Here is a 21,318-nt window from a genome sequence, read left to right as displayed (position 1 = left end):
GGGGGGGGCCCCCCGCCCGCCCCCCCCCGCGCCGGCGGGGGGGGGGCTGCTGCGGGTGTTGCACCGCCGCCGGCGCGTCCGTTGCGCGTGGTTCGCGTGGTCGACGGCATGGGCCAGCAGCGCAGCAACCGCGTCGTGATCTCGGGCCGCATGGCCGATGTCTGCGCCGAACTCGACCGGCTGGCCGCACTCGAAACCGCCGAGACCGCGGCCGCGGCCCCTCGTTCGACCCGCCTTCACTGAGCCAGAACACCCCTGCGAGCGGCTGTGGGGTGGGTATCCAAACGTTCACTGGCACGACATTCCAATGCTGCGAGGCACAATGGCACGCCATGAACATTGTGATCCTCGACGATTACCAGGACGCCGTGCGCAAACTGCGCTGCGCCGCCAAGCTGGACGCGTACGCGGCCAAGGTCTATACCAATACGGTGAAGGGTATCGGGCAGCTTTCGGTTCGCCTCAAGGATGCCGACGTGATCGTGCTGATCCGCGAGCGCACCCAGATCTCGCGCCAGCTGATCGAAAAGCTGCCGAAGCTCAAGCTCATCTCGCAGACGGGGCGTGTCGCCGGGCACATCGACGTTACTGCCTGCACGGAACGTGGCGTCGCGGTTGCGGAGGGCTCGGGCTCGCCGCAGGCGCCCGCCGAGCTCACCTGGGCGCTCATCATGGCCGCCATGCGCCGGCTGCCGCAGTACATCAGCAACCTCAAGCACGGCGCGTGGCAGCAGTCGGGGCTCAAGTCGGCCTCGATGCCGCCCAACTTCGGGATCGGCTCGGTGCTCAAGGGCAAGACGCTGTGCATCTGGGGTTATGGCCGCATAGGCCAACTGGTGGCGCGCTATGGACAGGCTTTCGGGATGCAGGTCGTGATCTGGGGCCGTGAAGCCAGTTGCGCCAAGGCCCGCTCCGACGGCTTCCAGGTCGCACAGAACCGCCACGAGTTCTTTGCCGCGGCCGACGTGCTGTCGGTGCATCTGCGGCTCAACGAAGAGACCAACGGCCTCATCACGCTGGAAGATCTCTCGCGCATGAAGCCGACGGCGCTGTTCGTCAACACTTCGCGCGCCGAACTGGTCGAAGCCGACGCCCTGCTCGCCGCACTCAACCGCGGCCGCCCCGGGCTGGCCGCCATCGACGTGTTCGAGAGCGAGCCGCCGCTGCAAGGCCATGCGCTGCTGCGGCTCGAGAACTGCATCTGTACGCCGCACATCGGCTACGTCGAGCAGGAGAGCTACGAGAGCTACTTCGGTCAGGCGTTCGACAACGTGGTGAGCTACATCAACGGCAACCCGACGAACATCGTGAATCCCGGCGCGCTGCAGGTTCGCCGGTGAACCGGCCGGCGCCCCAGGGTGCGCTCTGGGCGCTGCTCGCCGGCAATTTCGTGATCGGCACGGGCGTGATGGTGGTGCCCGGCACGCTCAATGAAATCAGCACCTCCCTTTCGGTCACGGCCGCCACCGCGGGCCAGCTGATCACGGCCGCAGCGGCAGTGATGTGCGTCGGCGCACCGCTGCTGGCTGCGGCGGTCGCGGGCTGGGACCGCCGCCAATTGCTGGCGCTCAGCCTGCTCTGGTACGCCGCGGGCCACATCCTCTGCGCGCTGATGCCGAGCTTCGGCGCCCTGCTGCCGGTGCGCATGCTCACGGTGGTCGCTCCAGCCATCTTCACGCCCCAGGCCGCGGCCTGCGCCGGCATGCTGGTGCCGCCGGAGCAGCGCGGACGCGCCGTCACTTTCGTCTTCCTGGGCTGGTCCATGGCCTCGGTGCTGGGCCTGCCCATCGGCGCGCTGATCGGCGGCCACCTGGGCTGGCGCATGGCCTTCCTGGCCATTGCGGCGCTCAGTGTCGCAAGCGCGACAGCGGTCTGGCTCACCTTGCCGAACGGCGTCCGCCCCGCCGCTCTGACCGCCGAAGCATGGTCGCGCGTGCTGCGCAGCCCGGTGCTGATGGGCATCGTTTCGGTCACGGCGCTGCAGGGGGCCGGCCAGTTCGTGCTGTTCAGTTATTTCGGCCCGGTCCTCAAGCAGGGCTTCGGCGCGGACGCCACCACGCTGAGCGTGATGTGGGCGCTGTTCGGCGCCTGCGGGCTGGTCGGCAACATGGTGGTCAGCCGCTTCATCGACCGTGTGGGCGCCGGCCGCATGGTGCTGATTACCACCGTGCTGATCGCCTCGAGCCTGCTGCTGTGGCCGCTGGCCTCCACCCTCGCCTGGCTGGCTGTCGTGCTCGTTCCGTGGGGGTTGGGCTGCTTCTCCGCCAACTCGGCCCAGCAGGCCCGTCTGGTGGGTCTGGCGCCGGCCCTCGCACCAGGCTCCGTGGCGCTCAACAGCTCCGGCATCTATACCGGGCAGGCCGTGGGCGCCGCGGTCGGCGGCTGGCTGCTTGCCAACGATGCCGGGGCATGGATGAGCTGGGTCGGTTTTGGCCTGCTGCTGGTCGCCATATCGCTCAGCGTGACCATCGATCGCAGCCGCCGCGCGGCCTGAAAGCGCGCCCCCGCGTTAAACCCGTCACGCCCCACCCGCACGGGGCTGCAAAATCAGAGTCTTCGACAGCATCAATCTCCAGCAAATGACAGTGAACTACACCCGAATCGGCGTCATCGGCGCAGGCGCCATGGGTCGCGGCATCGCACAGATCGCCGCCCAGGCAGGCAGCGAAGTGCTGCTGCTCGACAGTTTCGCAGGCGCCGCCGAGCGCGGCCGCGAGGCCCTCGTTGCGCAATGGAACAAGCTGCACGAGAAGAACAAGATCGACGCCGCCACGCGCGATGCCCAGATCGCCCGCGTCAAGGCGATCGACGGCATCCAGGCTCTGGCCGGCTGCGACCTGGTGATCGAAGCGGTCATCGAAGACCTCGAAGTCAAACGCAAGCTGTTCCGCGAGCTCGAAGGCTCGGTGAGCGAGGCCGCCACGCTGGTCACCAACACCTCGTCGCTCTCGGTGACGGCCATCGCCGCCGGCCTCAAGTACCCGGAGCGCTTCGCGGGCTTCCACTTCTTCAACCCCGTGCCGTTGATGAAGGTGGTCGAGGTGGTCGCGGGCTTCAAGACCGCGCCCGAAGTCTGCAAGCAACTGGCCGGCTACGCGGTGCAGATGGGCCACAGCGCCGTGCAGGCACAGGACACGCCGGGCTTCATCGTCAACCACGCGGGCCGCGGCTATGGCACCGAGGCGCTGCGCATCGTCGGCGAAGGAGTGACCGACTTTGCGACCATCGACCGCATCCTCAAGGACCAGGCGGGCTTTCGCCTGGGCCCGTTCGAGCTGCTGGACCTGACGGCTCTCGACGTGTCGCATCCAGTGATGGAGTCGATCTACCACCAGTATTTCGAGGAGCCGCGCTTTCGACCGAGCGTGATCACCGCGCAGCGGCTGGCTGCGGGTGCCCTGGGCCGCAAGACCAACGAAGGCTTCTACCGCTACACCGACGGCGTGATGCAGCAGGCGCCCGAGGCCCCTGCGCCGGTGGTCGAGGGCACGCCTTCGGTCTGGGTGTCTCCGCGCGCAGCACGCCGCGCCGAGCTGCTGCGCCTCGTGAACACGCTGGGCGCGCAGATCGACAGCGGCGCCGCGGCCGCGCCGCATTCGCTGATCCTGGTGGCGCCGCTGGGCTTCGACGTGACCACGGTCGCAGCGGTCGAGCGCCTGGACGCCACGCGCACTGTCGGCATCGACATGCTCATCGACGACGACGCTACCAAGCGCCGCGTACTCGCCACCAACCCTGCGACGCGCCGCGACGTCCGCGATGCCGCGCACGCCCTCTTCGCGCGCGATGGCAAGGCCGTGAGCGTGATCCGCGACAGCGGCGGCTTCGTCACGCAACGCGTGATCGGCACCATCGTCAACATCGCCACCGACATGTGCCAGCAGCGCGTGTGCACGCCGGCCGACCTCGAGACCGCGGTGCAGCTGGGACTCGGCTATCCGCGCGGCCCGCTCGCCATGGGCAATCTCTACGGTCCGACCAACATGCTCGAAGTGCTGTTCAACCTGCAGACGGTGTACGGCGATCCGCGCTATCGCCCGAGCCCGTGGCTGCGCCGCCGCGGCGCGTTGGGCCTGAGCCTGCTGCACGAAGAAGAATAGACAGACATGACCGCCGAACTCAAGAGCACAAGCGAAGGCAGCACCATGGTGCTGACGATCGCAAACCCCACCCAGCGCAACGCACTGGGTCCGGAAATCTATGCCGCGGGCATCGAGGCGCTCAACGGCGCCGAGAACAGCGCCGAGATCCGCAGTGTCGTCATCGTGGGCGAAGGTGCATGGTTCTGCGCCGGCGGCTCGCTGCAGCGGCTGCTGGCCAACCGGCAGCTCGACCGCTCGGTGCAGGCCGAGAGCATCGAGGGCCTGCACAACTGGATCGATTCGATCCGCACCTTCCCCAAGCCGGTCATCGCCGCCGTCGAGGGCGCGGCTGCCGGCGCGGGCTTCTCGCTCGCGCTGGCCTGCGACTTCGTAGTGTCCGCGCGCGACGCCGTCTTCGCGGCCTCGTACAGCAACGTGGCGCTGTCGCCCGACGGCGGCCTGAGCTGGCACCTGGGACAGCAGTTGCCGCGCCAGCTGGCGAGCGAATGGCTCATGAACGGCGAGCGCATCGGCGCACCGCGTCTGCATGCGCTCGGCCTGGTCAACGAACTCACGGAAAACGGCCAGGCGCTCGCAGGTGCGCTGGCGCTGGCCGCGAAGCTCAATGCACGCGCGCCGAACTCGCTGGCCAGCATCAAGGAACTGCTCAGCGAGGCGCGAGGCGCCACGCTGGCCACGCAGCTCTCGCAGGAGCGCGACCACTTCGTGCGCAACCTGCACCATGCGAACGCAGGCATCGGCATCGCCGCGTTCCTCGAAAAGAAGCCGCCGCAGTACGAGTAGCGCCAAACGGCGTCGCTCCCGTGACACCCACCAGCATTCCAGTCGCCGAGAGGACAGACCAATGGACGACCCCATTCTTACCATCGAAGAACGTGAAGCGATCAATAGTGGTCGCTGGTTTTCTTCCCTATCTCCATCGCTACGGCACGACATCCTCCGATGCGCCTTCGTCAAACGCTACAAGGACGGCGACCTGATCGCTGCCCGCGGCGATCCTCCCGAACACTGGATCGCCTGTGCCAAGGGCGCGGTGCGCGTGAGTTCGACGGCCGTCTCCGGCAAGCAGGTGACGCTGACCTACGTGGAGCCGGGCATCTGGTTCGGCGACGTGGCGATGTTCGACGGGGACCGGCGCACGCACGATTCCTACTCGCACGGCGACACCACGATCCTGTGCGTGGCGCGCGCCGACTTCCAGAAGATCCTGGCCTCGCACGTGGAGTTGTACGAGGCGCTGATGCGGCTGCAGGCACGCCGCATCCGCACGCTGTTCGGGCTGGTGGAAGACCTCAACACCCTGCCCCTGCGGGCACGGCTGGCCAAGCAGCTCATTCACCTCGTGCGCAGCTACGGCGTGCCGAACCTGGAAGACGGCAACCAGATGCGCATCGGCCTGCAGCTGGCGCAGGAAGAGCTGGCGCAGCTGCTGGGCGCATCGCGCCAGCGGGTCAACCAGGAACTCAAGACCATGGAGCGCGAGGGCAGCATCCGCATCGAACAGGGCGGCCTGGTCGTGCTGGACCGCGCAGCCTTGAGGCGCATTTCCGAAGCCGAGAACTGAAAAGCCAGACGCAGACATGAGCCAGGACTTCTCCAACTTCATCGGCACCCGTGCCGTCTCGCAACAGCACGCTTTCGACGTCGACGCGCTCGCGGCCTGGCTCGAGAAGAACCTCGAGGGGTTCAAGGGTCCGCTCGCGGTCGAGATGTTCAAGGGCGGCCAGTCGAACCCGACCTACAAGCTCGTCACGCCGTCGCAAAGCTATGTGATGCGCGCCAAGCCGGGTCCGGTCGCCAAGCTGCTGCCCTCGGCCCACGCGGTGGAGCGCGAGTTCAAGGTGATGAGCGGCCTGGCCGGCACCGATGTACCCGTGCCACGCATGTACTGCCTGTGCGAAGACGAGGCCATCATCGGCCGCGCCTTCTACGTCATGGAGTTCATGCAGGGCCGCGTGCTGTGGGACCAGTCGCTGCCCGGCTTCAGCAATGCCGAACGCGCGGCCCACTACGACGAGATGAACCGCGTCATCGCGGCGCTGCACACGGTCGACTTCACCGCCCGCGGCCTGGCCGACTACGGCAAGCCCGGCAACTACTTCGAGCGCCAGATCGGCCGCTGGAGCAAGCAGTACAAGGCCTCGGCCGACAGCGCAGGCGAACTCTCCCAGCCCATCGAGGCCATGGAGCGCCTGATCGACTGGCTGCCCGCCCACATGCCGGCGAGCGCGCGCGACGAGAGCAAGGTGTCGATCGTCCATGGCGACTATCGCCTCGACAACGTGATGTTCCACGCCACCGAGCCGCGGATCATCGCGGTGCTCGACTGGGAACTCTCCACGCTGGGCCACCCGCTGGCGGACTTCAGCTACCACTGCATGTCCTGGCACATGCCGCCCGCCACGGGCCGCGGCATCGGCGGTGTGGACGTCGCCGCGCTGGGGATTCCCACCGAGAGCGAATACATCCGCCGTTATTGCGAACGCACCCGCATCAGCACACCCGAGGCGCTGGCGCCCGACTGGAATTTCTACCAGGCCTACAACCTGTTCCGCATGGCCGCGATCCTGCAAGGCATTGCCAAGCGGGTCGAGGCCGGCACCGCGTCGAGCGAGCAAGCCGTGGCTTCGGCCCGCGGCGCCCGCCCCATGGCCGAAATGGCCTGGCAGTTTGCCCAAAAGGCATAAGCCGCCCCACACCCACCAGGAGACGAAGATGGATTTCGAATACTCGGCCAAGACCAAAGACCTGCAGAAACGCGTCCAGGCATTCATGGACGACCACATCTATCCGGCCGAAGCCGAGTACCACGCCGAACTGGCCGCCAACACGGTCGCCGGCAAGCGCTGGTCGGCTCTCAAGACCGTCGAGAAGCTCAAGGAAAAGGCAAAGGCCCAGGGCCTGTGGAACCTGTTCCTGCCGGTCGACAGCGCCGCCGCCTCGGGCTATGAGGGCGCGGGGCTGACCAACCAGGAATACGCCCCGCTGGCCGAGATCATGGGCGCGGTGCCATGGGCGAGCGAAGCCTTCAACTGCTCGGCGCCCGACACCGGCAACATGGAGACCATCGCGCGCTACGGCTCGGAAGAAATCAAGGCCCGCTGGCTCAAGCCGCTGCTCGAAGGTCAGATTCGCTCGGCCTTCGCGATGACCGAGCCCGAAGTGGCATCGAGCGATGCCACCAACATCGCCACGCGCATCGAACGCCAGGGCGACGAATACGTGATCAACGGTCACAAATGGTGGATTTCGGGTGCGGCCGACCCGCGCTGCGCCGTCTTCATCACCATGGGCAAGAGCGACCCCGATGCGCCGCGCCACTCGCAGCAGAGCATGGTCATCGTGCCGGCCGATGCCAAGGGCATCCGCATCGTGCGCCCGCTGAACGTGATGGGCTACGACGATGCGCCGCACGGCCACGTCGAGATGTACTTCGAGAACGTGCGCGTGCCCGTCAACAACATTCTGCTCGGCGAAGGCCGTGGCTTCGAAATCGCCCAGGGCCGCCTCGGCCCTGGACGCATCCACCACTGCATGCGCCTGATCGGCCTGGCCGAGCGCGCGCTCGAACTGATGTGCAAGCGCGCCTCGTCGCGCGTGGCCTTCGGCAAGACCGTAGCCTCGCAGACCGTGACGCAGGAACGCATCGCCGAAGCCCGTTGCAAGATCGACATGGCTCGCTTGCTCACGCTGAAGGCCGCCTGGCTGATGGACGTGGCCGGCAACAAGGTCGCCAAGAACGAGATCGCCATGATCAAGGTGGTCGCGCCGTCGATGGCCTGCCAGGTGATCGACTGGGCCATGCAGGTCCACGGCGGCGGCGGCATGTGCGACGACTTCCCGCTTGCGGCCGCCTATGCCGGTGCGCGCACGCTGCGCTTTGCGGACGGCCCGGACGAAGTGCACCGCAATGCAATCGCCAAGTGGGAGCTGGGCAAGTACGCCCCGACCAAGGCGGGCGATGCCGAAATGCCGGTAACACGTTTCTGATCTGACTTGCCCCCTCTTCCCCGGGGGGAGAGGGTTGGGATAAGGGCCGACGGCGACAGGTACGCCTCGGCCCTTTTTCTTTTCAGAGCTTCTTCTGCAGGAAGACGGCCCTGCCGAACGCCGGATCGAGCTGATAGCTCACGAACCCGTCGCGTTCATAGGCGCGCAGCGCGGGCGCGTTGCCCGACAGCACTTCGAGCGTGAGCTTGCAGGCGCCGCGCCTGCGCGCTTCCTGCTCCACCTGAGCGAACATCTTCTGCGCCACGCGCTGCCCGCGATGGCCGGCCAGCACGACCACATCGTGCACGTTCACCAGCGGCTTGCAGGCAAAGGTCGAGAAGCCTTCGATGCAGTTGATGAGGCCCACGGCCCGCTCACCGTCGTAGGCCAGCACGCTGAAGGCCTGCGGGCGCGCTGCCAGCGCCGCAGGCAAGGCTTCGCGCACGGCCGCGTCGAGCGGCGTGCCGCCACCAGCCGGATCGCGGGCATAGCTGTCCAGCAGGGACACGACAGCCTCGGCGTGCGCGGGATTGCGATAGTCGGCGATCAGGGTCGCGATCGCGGCGTGGCCAGGCGTCGACATGCGATGCGCGCCGGTCAGCCCAGCGTGGCCGCCAGGCGCTGGGCGTACGAGTCGGCTTGTGCCGCATCGCGCGCCTCGACCATCACCCGCACCAGCGGCTCGGTGCCGCTCGCACGGATCAGCACGCGGCCGCTATCGCCAAGTTCCGCCTCGATGCGCTGGGTTTCGCTCGCGAGCGCCTTGTTGGACTTCCAGTCCTGGTCCGGAGACAGGCGCACGTTGATCAGCGTCTGCGGGAACAGCGTGACGCCTTCGAGCAGCTGCGCCACTGTCTTGCCGCTGCGCACGCAGGCCTGCAGCACCTGCAGTGCGCTCACGATGCCATCGCCCGTGGTGTGGCGATCGAGCGCCAGCAGATGGCCGGAACCTTCGCCGCCCAGCAGCCAGCCGCGCTTGTCCAGCTCTTCGAGCACGTAGCGGTCGCCGACCTTGGCACGCACGAACTCGATGCCCTGCCCGCGCAGCGCCACTTCGACGGCCTTGTTGGTCATGAGCGTGCCGACCACGCCCGCCGGCTTCTCGCCGCGCGCGATGCGCTCGGCCACCATGAGGTAGAGCAGCTCGTCGCCATTGAACAGGCGCCCGCTGGCATCCACCAGCTGCAGGCGGTCGGCGTCGCCGTCGAGGGCGATGCCATAGTCGGCCTGCTGCGTCGTCACCGCGGTCACCAAGGCCTGTGGATGCGTGGCGCCGAAGCCCTTGTTGATGTTGAGCCCGTCGGGCGAAACGCCGATGCTGCTGACCTCCGCACCCAGTTCGTGGAACACGTTGGGCGCGACCTGATACGCCGCGCCGTGCGCCGCGTCGACGACCAGCTTCATGTCGCGCAGGGTCAGGTCGTTGGCGAAGGTGCTCTTGCAGAACTCGATGTAGCGCCCCGGCGCGTCGTTGAGGCGGCGAGCCTTGCCCAGGTCGGCGGAGGCTGCCCATACCGGCGCTTCCTCCAATGCCGCCTCGACAGCCAGTTCCCAGGCGTCGTCGAGCTTGGTGCCCTGCGCGCTGAAGAACTTGATGCCGTTATCGGGGTAGGCGTTGTGGCTCGCGCTGATCACCACGCCCAGGCTCGCGCGCTGGGCGCGCGTGAGGTACGCCACGCCGGGCGTCGGCAACGGGCCGAGCAGCACCACATCGACGCCCGCCGAATTGAAACCCGACTCGAGCGCCGACTCAAGCATGTAGCCCGAGATGCGCGTGTCCTTGCCGATCAGCACCGTGGGACGCGCCTGGGTTCTCTTGAGCACGCGGCCCACGGCATGTGCGAGGCGCAGCACGAAATCGGGCGTGATGGGCGCCTGGCCGACAGTGCCGCGGATGCCGTCGGTGCCGAAATATTTGCGGGTCATGTGGTTTCCTCTTTTCTTTGTTGTGGTTCTTGTGCCGCCTTCATTGCTCGCCACACGGCGAGGGCGGCCACTGTGTCGCGCACGTCATGCACGCGCACCACGGCCGCGCCGCGGTCCACGGCCAGCACCGCCGCGGCGACGCTGGGTACCATGCGCTCGCCCGCCGCCTCGATGCCCGTGACGGCGCCGATGGACGACTTGCGCGACCAGCCCAGCAGCAGCGGGTAACCGCCGGCGAGCAACTCGCGCTGGCGCGCCAGCAAGGCGAAATTCTGCATCACGGTCTTGCCGAACCCAACGCCGGGGTCGAGCATGATGCGCGAAGAATCGACTCCCGCCGCACGAAGAAGTTGCGCCTGCTCCCCGAGGAAAGACAGCACTGCCGGGATCACGTCGCCCGCCATGGGCACGGCCTGCATGGTCTGCGGGTCCCGATGCATGTGCATCAGGCAGATGCCGCACGAAGGGTGCGCCGAGACGGCTTCGCGCGCGCCCGGCTGGCGCAGCGCCCAGATGTCGTTGACGATGTCAGCGCCCAGATCGAGCACGGCACGCATGACCTCGGGCTTGTAGGTGTCGATGGAGATCGGCGCGTTCAGCTTCACTGCCTCGCGCACCACGGGCAGCACGCGTGCCAGCTCGGCCTCGAGCGGCACCGCAGGGCTCCCTGGGCGGGTCGATTCACCGCCGATGTCGAGGATGTCGGCGCCCTCCTTCAGCAGCTGCTCGCAGTGCTTCAGCGCGCTGCCGGTGGAAGCGTGGGCACCGCCATCGGAGAAGGAGTCGGGCGTGACGTTGACGATGCCCATCACGCGCGGCTGCGCGAGGTCGATGCGAAAGCGTGAGGTCTGCCAGACCTCTCCATGGAAAACGGGGCCAGAGGCCCCGTTGTTGCTTGCTGCCAAGTCCACTTCAAGCCGCAGTGGGCGCCGGGTCGGGATTGACCGCCGGCGTGCCGCCGCTGCCGCCACTGCCCGAAGGCGGGATGCGCGGCGTCCAATCCTTGGGCGGGCGCGGCGCACGGCCGGCCATGATGTCGTCGAGCTGTTCGCTGTCGATGGTTTCCCATTCGAGCAGCGCCTTGGCCATGGCGTGCATCTTGTCGCTGTTCTCTTCGATCAGGCGACGCGCCAGTGCGTACTGCTCGTCGATGATGCGGCGCACCTCGCTGTCGACCTTTTCCATGGTCTGTTCGCTCATGTTCGTGGTCTTCGTGACCGAGCGGCCCAGAAACACTTCGCCTTCGTTCTCGGCGTAGACCATCGGGCCCAGCGCATCGGTCATGCCGTAGCGCGTGACCATGTCGCGGGCAATGGAGGTCGCGCGCTCGAAGTCGTTGCTGGCGCCCGTGGTCATCTGGTGCATGAACACTTCCTCGGCGATGCGGCCGCCGAACAGCATGCTGATCTGGTTGAGCATGTATTCGCGATCGTAGCTGTAGCGGTCCTGCGAAGGCAGGCTCATGGTCACGCCGAGGGCACGGCCGCGCGGAATGATCGTGACCTTGTGGACCGGGTCGCACTTGGGCAGCAGCTTGCCGATGAGGGCGTGGCCGGACTCGTGGTAGGCCGTGTTGCGGCGCTCTTCCTCGGGCATGACCATGCTCTTGCGCTCGGGGCCCATGAAGATCTTGTCCTTGGCCTTCTCGAAGTCCTGCATCTCGACCACGCGCGCATTGCGGCGTGCGGCCATCAGGGCGGCTTCGTTGCAGAGGTTGGCCAGGTCGGCACCCGACATGCCGGGCGTGCCGCGGGCGATCACGCTCGGGTTCACGTCCTGGCCCAGCGGGACCTTGCGCATGTGCACGCCGAGGATCTGCTCGCGGCCGCGGATGTCGGGCAGCGTGACGTAGACCTGGCGGTCGAAGCGGCCGGGACGCAGCAAAGCGGCGTCCAGGATGTCGGGGCGGTTGGTGGCAGCCACCACGATCACGCCGAGGTTGGTTTCGAAACCGTCCATCTCGACCAGCATCTGGTTGAGGGTTTGCTCCCGCTCGTCGTTGCCGCCGCCGAGACCGGCGCCGCGCTGACGGCCCACCGCATCGATTTCGTCGATGAAGATGATGCAGGGCGCGTTCTTCTTGGCGTTCTCGAACATGTCGCGGACACGGGCGGCGCCGACGCCGACGAACATTTCAACGAAGTCGGAACCCGAGATCGAGAAGAAAGGCACCTTGGCTTCACCGGCGATCGACTTGGCCAGCAGCGTCTTGCCGGTGCCTGGGGGACCGACCAGCAGCAGACCACGCGGAATGCGGCCGCCGAGCTTCTGGAAGCGCTGCGGGTCTTTCAGGAAGTCGACCACTTCACGGACCTCTTCCTTGGCCTCGTCGCAGCCCGCGACGTCGGCAAAAGTGACCGTGTTGTTGTTCTCGTCCATCATGCGGGCCTTGCTCTTGCCGAAGCTGAACGCCCCGCCCTTGCCGCCGCCCTGCATCTGTCGCATGAAGTAGATCCAGACGCCGATCAGCAGCAGCATCGGCCCCCAGCTGACCAGCAGCGTCATGAGGAGCGAGCCCTCTTCGCGCGGCTTGACGTCGAACTTGACGTTGTGGTCGATCAGATCGCCCACGAGCCCGCGGTCGAGCACCGTGGCGGTCGTGCGGATCTTGCGATCGTCGTTGGTGACGGCGACGATTTCACCGCCGGCGGCGCCTTCAGGAATGATGGCGCTCTTGACCTGGTTGTTCCGGACCTGGTCCAGGAACTCGGAATAGCTGACTGTCCCCGAACCGACGCCGCCGCGGGTGTCGAACTGCTTGAACACAGTGAACAACACCATGGCAATGACGAGCCATACGGCAACTTTGGAAAACCACTGATTGTTCAAACGAAGCTCCAGGCTAAAGCGCGTGACAGACAGATGAAAAACGCGCTGTGGGTACGCAATTGCGACCCATTTTAGGCTTTTCAAGCTGCGAAAAGCGGGCATTTCCCTAATGCGGCGATAGGCTGGCATGGGTTTGTGCCCCGGACGCGCCCCTGCGCAGCAAGGTATCAAGGCGTATCCGAGGCCTTGAGGCCCACGCCGACCAGGAAGGTTTCAGCCGATTTGTCCCGCGATGCCTTGGGCTTGAACGGCTTGACGATGCGGAAATTCGCCTTGAAAAGCTTCACCAGGTCGTCGTAGCCGCTGCCGTGGAACAGCTTGGCCACCAGCGCTCCTTCAGGCTTCAGATGGTGCTGGGCGAAGTCGATCGCAAGCTCGATCAGGTGAGCCACGCGGGCGGCGTCGGCCGAATGGATGCCTGACAGGTTGGGCGCCATGTCCGACACCACCAGGTCGGCCTTTCGGCCCGCCAGCACGCCCAGCAACTGTTGCAGCAGCGCGTCTTCGCGGAAATCCCCCTGCAGGAAGGTCACGCCCTCGATGGGCTCCATCGGCAGGATGTCGAGCGAAACGATGGTGCCGTTGAGCTCGCCGGCCGCCGCCCCGCCGGGCGACATGCGCCGGCGCAGGTACTGGCTCCAGGCGCCCGGGGTAGAACCGAGGTCCACCACCAGCTGCCCCGGCTTGACGAGCCCGAGCGACTCGTCGATCTCCTTGAGCTTGTAGGCGGCGCGTGCGCGATAACCCTCCTTGGTGGCGAGTTTCACGTAGGGGTCGTTGATATGGTCGTGCAGCCACGCCTTGTTGACTTTTTTGCTTTTGGCTTTGGTGCTCATGAAGGTCTTCGTGTACGCGTCGATAATACGGGGATGCCCGCCATTCAACTTACCCCTGCCGAGCGCAAGGTGCACCGCGCCGAAGCTCACCACCTGGATCCGATCGTCATGGTCGGTGGAGACGGGCTCACCCCTGCCGTAAAAAAAGAGGCCGATGCGGCGCTCAAGGCCCATGGCCTGATCAAGGTCCGGGTCTTTTCCGACGACCGCCTCGCCCGCGACGCCATGCTGCGAGAGCTGTCCGACGAACTCGGCGCGGCCCCGATCCAGCACATCGGCAAGCTGCTGGTGCTGTGGCGCCCGAAGCCCGAAAAGGAACGCGTGGTCGATGAAGACCGCATGCCCGGCCCGCGCGACGTCAAGATCGTCAAGTACAGCAAGCGCGGCGGCCAGCGCCCCGAAATCAAGACCCTGCGCGTGCTCGGCAATCAGCGCCTCACCCCCGGCGGCACCATCAAGCGCGCCAAGGCAAAGCGGCCGCTGTCGGCCAAGAAGCGCAACCAGGCGGACTGAGCTTGGTGGCAGCGCAAGGCGCCCAGCGCCACATCCTCTGCATGAAATGGGGCACGAAATACGGCCCCGAATACGTCAACCGGCTCTACGCGATGGTGCGCCGCAACCTCCGCGGCGACTTCAAGTTCGTGTGCCTGACCGACGACGGCAACGGCATCCACCCCGAGGTGACGTGCCTGCCGATCCCGCCCCTCAATCTGCACCTGGCCCCGGGCCAGCGCGATGGCGCCTGGAAGAAGCTCACGACCTTCGAGCAGGACCTGCACGGCCTGCGCGGCACCGCTCTCTTCCTCGACCTCGACGTGGTGGTCGTCGGCAGCCTGGACGCCTTCTTCGAACAGCCTGGCGAATTCCTGATCATTCACGACTACGCCCGCCCCTGGCGACGCGAGCGAGTCACCGGCAATTCGTCGGTCTACCGTTTCGAGTTGGGCGCCCATGCCGACGTGCTGGCGTATTTCCGCGCCAACATGGACAAGGTCCAGGCCGAGTACCGCAACGAGCAGGCCTACCTCTCCGACGTGCTCCACAAGCAGGGCAAGCTGGCCTACTGGCCTGACGCCTGGTGCCCGAGCTTCAAGTACCACGGCATCCCGACCTGGCCAACCAACTACTGGGAAGAGCCCTTCGTGCCCGAGGGCGCGCGCATCATGGTGTTCCATGGCGAGTGCAACCCGCCGGATGCGCTGGCAGGCCGCCGCAACCGGGCCTTCCGGTACATCCGGCCTGCGGGCTGGGTCGCCAAGTATTGGAAAGAGTGAGAGGCACGAGGCGGCAATTGCCGCCTCTGCACTTCAGCCCGGCTTGCGGGCGCCCATGCGCCATAGCAGCACGCCGGTACACAGCCACTGCACGAAGTACATGCCGGTGCCCACGGCGTGCCACAACTTGAGGTTCTCGCGCGCCAGGATGCGCGGCGCCACGGCGTACTGCTGAAGCAGCGCCAGCAACAGCGCCCCCAGGATGAAGAAGATCGCCGTCATCGCCGGCCCGTCCATGCGCTCGTCGGCCTTGGACCTGAAATGGATCAGCAGGATCAGTCCGCAGGCAATTGCGACCCAGCTCTGCGCCTCGAACAACTGGCCGGCGAAGTTGCCCGCCACCGATGGATTGCCCAGCTTCGCGAACAGCATCGGCACCACCAGGAAGCCGATCGTGGTGAGGCTGCCCCACCAGAAGGCGGCCAGCATCAGCGCAATGCGGTCTTTCACGGGTCGAAGAATCAGAGGTAGCGAACGGCCACGATCTCGTAGCGCTTGAGTCCGCCGGGCGCCTGCACTTCGGCGGTGTCGCCTTCTTCCTTGCCGATCAGCGCACGCGCGATCGGGCTGGAAATGTTGATCAAGCCGAGCTTCAGGTCGGCTTCGTCTTCACCAACGATCTGGTACTTCACCGCGTCGCCGGTCTCTTCCTCTTCGAGCTCCACGGTGGAGCCGAACACCACCTTGCCACCGGCATCGAGCTCGCTGGGATCGATGATCTGCGCGGCCGACAGCTTGCCTTCGACCTCCTGGATGCGGCCTTCGATGAAGCCCTGGCGGTCCTTGGCGACTTCGTATTCGGCGTTCTCGCTCAGGTCGCCCTGGGCACGCGCTTCGGAGATGGCGTTGATGACCCAGGGACGGTCCACCGTCTTGAGCTGGTGAAGTTCGGCGCGCAGCTTTTCGGCACCGCGCTTGGTAATTGGAATGGTGGCCATGTTTGGTTCTCCATAAAGCGAAACCGCCGAACGATGCCGTTCGGCGGTCGATTGGGGGGACAGGTCAGACGAGATTGCGTCCGGTCAGCCGGCTCAGGATGGCGAGCGGGCTCGAGTCGGGATTGTATTGCTTCGAAGCGGCCAGATGAAGGGTCTGCTCGAGCATGTACTGGCCCGCCATCACGGCGTGCGAGGTCTGGTCGGAGAAGCACACCCACACCGAGCCCGGCGGGAACTCGGCCTTTTCCTGCGGCGAGTTTTCCTGGTACGCCATGTCCGATTTCATGCCGTCGTGCAGCTGCAGCATCAGGTGGTCGTACTCGCTGCGGAACGACTTGGTCACGTGCAGCGCCTGCAGCAGCCTGGCTTGCCAGTGCACATACGGCTTGGCGCGCGGCAGGAAGCGCTTCGCGATGTTCTCGAAAGGCTCGCCCACCCGCCACACGCGCGGTGCGCCTTCAGGATTGACATTGGTGAACACACGCAGGATGCGCTCGCCGTAGTTGGGACGCGACGGGAACGCATCGACGTGCAAACGCCGATCGTCCGCGCGCCACGACTGCACGCGCGTCTCGACCTGCGCCGGCCGGTAGCTCGTGGGCGCCAGCCGCAAGGCTGGCGTGTAATGCGGCAGCAGCCCATGAATGAGCTGCGTGGCCTGCGCCCGGAAGCGCCCCACCATCGCCGCGGCCTTGCGCTGCACCGCCTCGTCGCCGACAGCGCCCTTGAGCTTGCCATCGGCACCGAGGCTGATGTTGCGCACATCTGGCGACAGCAGGCTCGGCGTGAGCAGGCTGCGCTCTTCGGGCAGCAGCTCGAAGCCCAGGCGCGGGAAATACAGCACCTTGCCCGCTTCCAGCTCCGCGATCCACGCCTCGTTCGGCGTGGCCGCGTTCCAGTCGCTCAGGCCCAGTTCGACGAGCTGCGTTTCCATGACGGCGCTCAGGCGGCAGCCAGCTGCGCGTGCATCTCCTGCACCGAGATCACGCCCAGCTCGTCCATGAAGCCCATGCCTTCCACCGCGGCTTCGGCGCCGAAGATCGTGGTGAACGTGGTCACGCGCGCCAGCAGCGCCGAAGTGCGGATTTGCCGCGAATCGGTGATCGCATTGCGGCGCTCTTCCACCGTGTTGATGACCAGCGCAATCTCGTTGTTCTTGATCATGTCCACGATGTGCGGGCGGCCTTCGGTCACCTTGTTCACCGTCGCACATTCGATGCCGGCGGCGCCGATGGCGGCAGCCGTGCCCTTGGTGGCGATGATCTCGAAGCCCAGCTTGACGAGTCCGCGCGCCACTTCCACGGCACGAGCCTTGTCGTTGTTCTTCACCGAGATGAAGACCTTGCCCGACTTCGGCAGGTGTGTGCCCGCGCCGAGCTGAGACTTCACGAAGGCTTCGCCGAAGGTCTTGCCCACGCCCATCACTTCGCCGGTCGACTTCATCTCTGGGCCGAGGATGGTGTCCACGCCCGGGAACTTGACGAAGGGGAACACGGCTTCCTTCACGCTGAAGTACGGCGGCGTGACTTCCTTCGTCACACCCTGCGACTTGAGCGACTGGCCAGCCATGCAGCGTGCCGCCACCTTGGCGAGCTGGATGCCGGTGGCCTTGCTCACGTAGGGCACGGTGCGAGAAGCGCGCGGGTTCACTTCCAGTACGTAGATGACGTCTTTGCCATCCTTCTGCTGGATCGCAAACTGCACGTTCATCAGGCCGACCACGTTCAGAGCCTTGGCCATCGCGGCGCTCTGGCGCTTCAGTTCAGCGATGGTTTCTGCACTCAGGCTATAGGGCGGCAGCGAACAGGCAGAGTCGCCCGAATGCACACCGGCCTGTTCGATGTGCTCCATCACGCCACCGATCAGCGTGGCGCCTTCGGCGTCGCGGATGCAGTCGACATCGCACTCGACAGCGTCGTTCAGGAAGCGGTCGAGCAGCACCGGCGAGTCGTTGCTGACCTTGACCGCTTCGCGCATGTAGCGCTCGAGGTCGCGCTGCTCGTGCACGATTTCCATCGCGCGGCCGCCGAGCACGTAGCTCGGACGCACCACCAGCGGATAGCCGAGGGCCGCGGCCTTCTCGAGCGCCTCGGGTTCGGTGCGCGCGGTGGCGTTCGGCGGCTGGCGCAGGCCCAGCTCGTGCAGCAGCTTCTGGAAGCGCTCGCGGTCTTCGGCCGCGTCGATCATGTCGGGCGAGGTGCCGATGATCGGCACGCCATTGGCTTCGAGGTCGAGCGCGAGCTTCAGCGGCGTCTGGCCGCCGTACTGCACGATCACGCCGAGCGGCTTTTCGCGGTCGACGATCTCGAGCACGTCTTCGAGCGTCAGCGGCTCGAAGTACAGGCGGTCGGACGTGTCGTAGTCGGTCGACACGGTCTCCGGGTTGCAGTTGACCATGATGGTCTCGTAGCCGTCCTCGCGCATGGCGAGCGCAGCGTGCACGCAGCAGTAATCGAACTCGATGCCCTGGCCGATGCGGTTGGGACCGCCGCCGAGCACCATGATTTTCTTCTTGTCGGTCGGATCGGCTTCGCACTCGTCCTCGTAGGTCGAGTACATGTAGGCGGTGTTGGTCGCGAACTCGGCGGCGCAGGTGTCCACGCGCTTGTAGACCGGGCGCACGCCCAGGGCGCGGCGCTTCTCGCGGATGGCCGTGTCGGTGGTCTTCAACTGCTTGGCGAGGCGGCGGTCGGAGAAGCCCTTCTTCTTCAGCGCGAGCAGCGTGTCCTTGTCGATGTCGTCGAGCGACTTGGTTTCCAGTTCGAGTTCGATCTTCACGATCTCCTCGATCTGCACCAGGAACCACGGGTCGATCTTGGTCAGCGCGAACACTTCGTCCACGCTCAGGCCCATGGCGAAGGCATCGCCCACGTACCAGATGCGCTCGGGACCGGGCTCGCCCAGTTCCTTTTCGAGCACTTCGCGGTCCTGCGTCTTCTCGTTCAGGCCGTCGACGCCCACTTCGAGGCCGCGCAGCGCCTTCTGGAACGACTCCTGGAAGGTGCGGCCCATGGCCATCACCTCGCCCACCGACTTCATCTGCGTCGTCAGGCGCGAGTCGGCCTGCGGGAATTTCTCGAAGGCGAAACGCGGGATCTTGGTGACCACGTAGTCGATCGACGGTTCGAACGACGCGGGCGTGGCGCCGCCGGTAATTTCGTTGCGCAGCTCGTCGAGCGTGTAGCCCACGGCCAGCTTGGCCGCGACCTTGGCGATCGGGAAGCCCGTGGCCTTGGAGGCCAGCGCCGAGGAGCGCGAGACGCGCGGGTTCATCTCGATGACGACCATGCGGCCGTCCTTCGGGTTGATGGAGAACTGCACGTTCGAACCGCCGGTGTCGACGCCGATCTCGCGCAGCACGGCCAGCGAGGCGTTGCGCAGGATCTGGTATTCCTTGTCGGACAGCGTCTGCGCCGGTGCCACGGTGATCGAGTCGCCGGTGTGCACGCCCATCGGGTCGAGGTTTTCGATCGAGCAGACGATGATGCAGTTGTCGGCCTTGTCGCGCACGACTTCCATCTCGTACTCTTTCCAGCCGAGCAGCGATTCTTCGATCAGCAGCTCGTTGGTCGGCGAGGCTTCGATGCCGCGCTTGCAGATGGTCTCGAATTCGTCGGGGTTGTAGGCGATGCCGCCGCCCGTGCCGCCGAGCGTGAAGCTGGGGCGGATCACGGTCGGGAAGCCGAGCGTCTTCTGCACGGCCCAGGCTTCGTCCATCGTGTGGGCGATGCCCGAGCGCGCCGAACCGAGACCGATCTTGGTCATCGCGTCCTTGAACTTCAGACGGTCCTCGGCCTTGTCGATGGCTTCGGGCGTGGCGCCGATGAGTTCGACTGGCTTGTTGGTGGCCGCGCCCGTGTACTTGTCGAGCACGCCGTTGCGCCAGAGGTCGAGCGCGCAGTTCAGCGCGGTCTGGCCGCCCATGGTCGGCAGGATCGCGTCGGGGCGTTCCTTGGCGATGATTTTCTCGACCGTCTGCCAGGTGATGGGCTCGATGTAGGTGACGTCGGCCGTGGCCGGGTCGGTCATGATCGTCGCGGGGTTGCTGTTGATCAGGATGACCTTGTAGCCCTCTTCGCGCAGCGCCTTGCAGGCTTGCACGCCGGAGTAGTCGAACTCGCAGGCCTGGCCGATGATGATCGGGCCGGCGCCGATGATGAGGATCGATTTGAGGTCTGTGCGCTTAGGCATTCTTGCTCTCCGTCTTGTGCTTTTCCATGAGTGCCGTGAAGCGATCGAACAGGTAGCCGATATCGTGCGGGCCGGGCGAGGCTTCAGGGTGGCCCTGGAAGCAGAACGCAGGCTTGTCGGTGCGCGCCAGGCCCTGCAGCGTGTTGTCGAACAGGCTGATGTGGGTGGGACGCAGGGTGGCCGGCAGCGACTTCTCGTCGACCGCGAAGCCGTGGTTCTGGCTGGTGATGCTCACGCGGCCGTTGTCCAGGTCCTTCACCGGATGGTTCGCGCCGTGGTGGCCGAACTTCATCTTGAAGGTCTTGGCGCCCGAGGCCAGCGCCATGATCTGGTGGCCCAGGCAGATGCCGAAGGTCGGGATGCCGGTCTCGATCAGTTCCTTGACGGCGCTGATGGCGTAGTCGCAAGGCTCCGGGTCACCGGGGCCGTTGGCCAGGAAGATGCCATCGGGCTTGAGCTTGAGCACGTCGGCCGCGGGCGTCTGTGCCGGCACCACGGTGATGCGCGCGCCGCGCTGCGCGATCATGCGCAGGATGTTCTTCTTGACGCCGTAGTCGAAGGCGACGACGTGGAACTTCGGCGTGATCTGCACGCCGTAGCCCGCGCCGAGCTTCCACTCGGTTTCAGTCCATTCGTAGGTCTGCGTGACCGACACCACCTTGGCGAGGTCGAGGCCCGACATGCTCGGCGCGGCCTTGGCTGCGGCGATGGCCTTGTCGATCAGCGCCTGCGTCACGGTCTCGCCCGCGGCCAGGCCCAGGATGCAGCCGTTCTGCGCGCCGTGGGTGCGCAGGTGTCGCGTGAGCTTGCGGGTGTCGATGTTCGCAATGGCCACCGTGTTGCCGGACACGAGGTACTCGGTCAGCGTGGCGGTCTTGCGGAAGTTGGAGGCGACGAGGGGCAGGTCCTTGATGATCAGGCCCGCGGCATGGATCTTGTCGGCTTCGATGTCTTCACCGTTGACGCCGTAGTTGCCAATGTGCGGATACGTGAGGGTCACGATCTGCTGGCAGTAGCTCGGGTCGGTGAGGATTTCCTGGTAACCGGTCATGGCGGTGTTGAACACCACTTCACCGGTCGTGGAGCCGGTGGCTCCGATCGAATTGCCTTGAAAGACCGTGCCGTCTGCGAGCGCCAGGATGGCGGGCGGGAAACTTCCCTTGAGAGACAAAAGCACTGGGTTCTCCGGATGGTTACGGTCGCCCGGAGCCCCAGGCGCGTTGCCTGCGGA

At 66.1% G+C, this 21,318-nt stretch carries 19 protein-coding genes and 1 pseudogene; 10 read left to right on the top strand and 10 right to left on the bottom strand.

What is annotated here, in order from left to right; all coding sequences use genetic code 11:
- The 8 genes and pseudogenes from ACCD11_RS24515 to ACCD11_RS24480 all read left to right on the top strand — a co-directional run.
- Positions 1-243 (top strand): annotated as a pseudogene (locus ACCD11_RS24515) (hypothetical protein); the annotation flags it as partial.
- Between the two features lie 89 nt (positions 244-332).
- Positions 333-1,340, top strand: coding sequence for a D-2-hydroxyacid dehydrogenase family protein (locus ACCD11_RS24510; RefSeq protein WP_007836951.1), 1,008 nt, complete (start codon positions 333-335; stop codon positions 1,338-1,340).
- Positions 1,337-2,494 carry an MFS transporter gene (locus ACCD11_RS24505; RefSeq protein ID WP_413315792.1) on the top strand — a complete coding sequence of 386 codons (1,158 nt, stop codon included), beginning with the start codon at positions 1,337-1,339 and terminating at the stop codon, positions 2,492-2,494. Before ACCD11_RS24510 ends, ACCD11_RS24505 begins: the two co-directional genes overlap by 4 nt.
- A gap of 85 nt (positions 2,495-2,579) precedes the next feature.
- Positions 2,580-4,100 carry a 3-hydroxyacyl-CoA dehydrogenase gene (locus ACCD11_RS24500; RefSeq protein ID WP_413315791.1) on the top strand — a complete coding sequence of 507 codons (1,521 nt, stop codon included), beginning with the start codon at positions 2,580-2,582 and terminating at the stop codon, positions 4,098-4,100.
- 6 nt (positions 4,101-4,106) lie between these two features.
- Positions 4,107-4,886: an oxepin-CoA hydrolase, alternative type gene (locus ACCD11_RS24495; protein WP_413315790.1), complete on the top strand. Its 780-nt coding sequence runs from the start codon at positions 4,107-4,109 to the stop codon at positions 4,884-4,886.
- A gap of 61 nt (positions 4,887-4,947) precedes the next feature.
- Positions 4,948-5,667: a Crp/Fnr family transcriptional regulator gene (locus tag ACCD11_RS24490; RefSeq protein WP_007836955.1), complete on the top strand. Its 720-nt coding sequence runs from the start codon at positions 4,948-4,950 to the stop codon at positions 5,665-5,667.
- Positions 5,668-5,683: 16 nt separating this feature from the next.
- Positions 5,684-6,790: a phosphotransferase gene (locus tag ACCD11_RS24485; RefSeq protein ID WP_413315789.1), complete on the top strand. Its 1,107-nt coding sequence runs from the start codon at positions 5,684-5,686 to the stop codon at positions 6,788-6,790.
- Positions 6,791-6,818: 28 nt separating this feature from the next.
- Positions 6,819-8,093, top strand: a complete 1,275-nt coding sequence (locus ACCD11_RS24480) for an acyl-CoA dehydrogenase family protein (RefSeq protein ID WP_056592700.1) — start codon at positions 6,819-6,821, stop codon at positions 8,091-8,093.
- A gap of 82 nt (positions 8,094-8,175) precedes the next feature.
- On the opposite strand, the gene ACCD11_RS24475 is transcribed toward ACCD11_RS24480, so the two are convergent.
- From ACCD11_RS24475 to ACCD11_RS24455, 5 genes are all read right to left on the bottom strand, one after another.
- Entirely contained in the window at positions 8,176-8,676 is a 501-nt protein-coding gene (locus ACCD11_RS24475; RefSeq protein WP_413315788.1) for a GNAT family N-acetyltransferase, read from the bottom strand.
- 14 nt (positions 8,677-8,690) lie between these two features.
- Positions 8,691-10,019, bottom strand: coding sequence for a phosphoglucosamine mutase (glmM, locus tag ACCD11_RS24470; RefSeq protein ID WP_007836960.1), 1,329 nt, complete (start codon positions 10,017-10,019; stop codon positions 8,691-8,693).
- A complete protein-coding gene (gene folP / locus ACCD11_RS24465) occupies positions 10,016-10,828 on the bottom strand; it encodes a dihydropteroate synthase (protein ID WP_413315793.1) in 813 nt (270 codons plus the stop codon). Before folP ends, glmM begins: the two co-directional genes overlap by 4 nt.
- Positions 10,829-10,931: 103 nt before the next feature.
- Complete coding sequence (gene ftsH, locus ACCD11_RS24460) at positions 10,932-12,848, bottom strand: ATP-dependent zinc metalloprotease FtsH (protein ID WP_056592692.1); 1,917 nt, start codon at positions 12,846-12,848, stop codon at positions 10,932-10,934.
- A 167-nt stretch (positions 12,849-13,015) separates the two neighbouring features.
- Complete coding sequence (locus ACCD11_RS24455; protein ID WP_042674023.1) at positions 13,016-13,684, bottom strand: RlmE family RNA methyltransferase; 669 nt, start codon at positions 13,682-13,684, stop codon at positions 13,016-13,018.
- A gap of 33 nt (positions 13,685-13,717) precedes the next feature.
- Here ACCD11_RS24455 and ACCD11_RS24450 point away from each other — a divergent pair, with 33 nt between their 5' ends.
- Both ACCD11_RS24450 and ACCD11_RS24445 read left to right on the top strand, forming a co-directional pair.
- The gene (locus tag ACCD11_RS24450) at positions 13,718-14,197 is read left to right on the top strand and encodes a YhbY family RNA-binding protein (protein ID WP_042674024.1); all 480 of its coding nucleotides are present in this window, start codon (positions 13,718-13,720) and stop codon (positions 14,195-14,197) included.
- Between the two features lie 2 nt (positions 14,198-14,199).
- The gene (locus tag ACCD11_RS24445; RefSeq protein WP_007836971.1) at positions 14,200-14,958 is read left to right on the top strand and encodes a hypothetical protein; all 759 of its coding nucleotides are present in this window, start codon (positions 14,200-14,202) and stop codon (positions 14,956-14,958) included.
- A gap of 33 nt (positions 14,959-14,991) precedes the next feature.
- Here ACCD11_RS24445 and ACCD11_RS24440 read toward each other — a convergent pair whose 3' ends face one another.
- From ACCD11_RS24440 to carA, 5 genes are all read right to left on the bottom strand, one after another.
- Positions 14,992-15,408, bottom strand: a complete 417-nt coding sequence (locus ACCD11_RS24440; RefSeq protein WP_413315787.1) for a DUF4149 domain-containing protein — start codon at positions 15,406-15,408, stop codon at positions 14,992-14,994.
- Between the two features lie 11 nt (positions 15,409-15,419).
- Positions 15,420-15,896 (bottom strand): transcription elongation factor GreA, encoded by a 477-nt coding sequence (greA, locus tag ACCD11_RS24435; RefSeq protein WP_007836973.1) that lies wholly within the window; start codon positions 15,894-15,896, stop codon positions 15,420-15,422.
- A 64-nt stretch (positions 15,897-15,960) separates the two neighbouring features.
- The gene (locus tag ACCD11_RS24430; RefSeq protein WP_413315786.1) at positions 15,961-16,830 is read right to left on the bottom strand and encodes a Kdo hydroxylase family protein; all 870 of its coding nucleotides are present in this window, start codon (positions 16,828-16,830) and stop codon (positions 15,961-15,963) included.
- A gap of 8 nt (positions 16,831-16,838) precedes the next feature.
- Positions 16,839-20,087: a carbamoyl-phosphate synthase large subunit gene (carB, locus tag ACCD11_RS24425; protein WP_413315785.1), complete on the bottom strand. Its 3,249-nt coding sequence runs from the start codon at positions 20,085-20,087 to the stop codon at positions 16,839-16,841.
- Positions 20,080-21,264, bottom strand: coding sequence for a glutamine-hydrolyzing carbamoyl-phosphate synthase small subunit (gene carA, locus ACCD11_RS24420; protein ID WP_413315784.1), 1,185 nt, complete (start codon positions 21,262-21,264; stop codon positions 20,080-20,082). The genes carB and carA overlap by 8 nt, the downstream gene beginning before the upstream one ends.
- Positions 21,265-21,318: the final 54 nt, after the last annotated feature.

This window comes from Variovorax sp. Varisp36 (assembly GCF_047304235.1).
GTDB lineage: Bacteria > Pseudomonadota > Gammaproteobacteria > Burkholderiales > Burkholderiaceae_C > Variovorax.
This window is presented reverse-complemented; position numbering and strand designations above follow the sequence as displayed.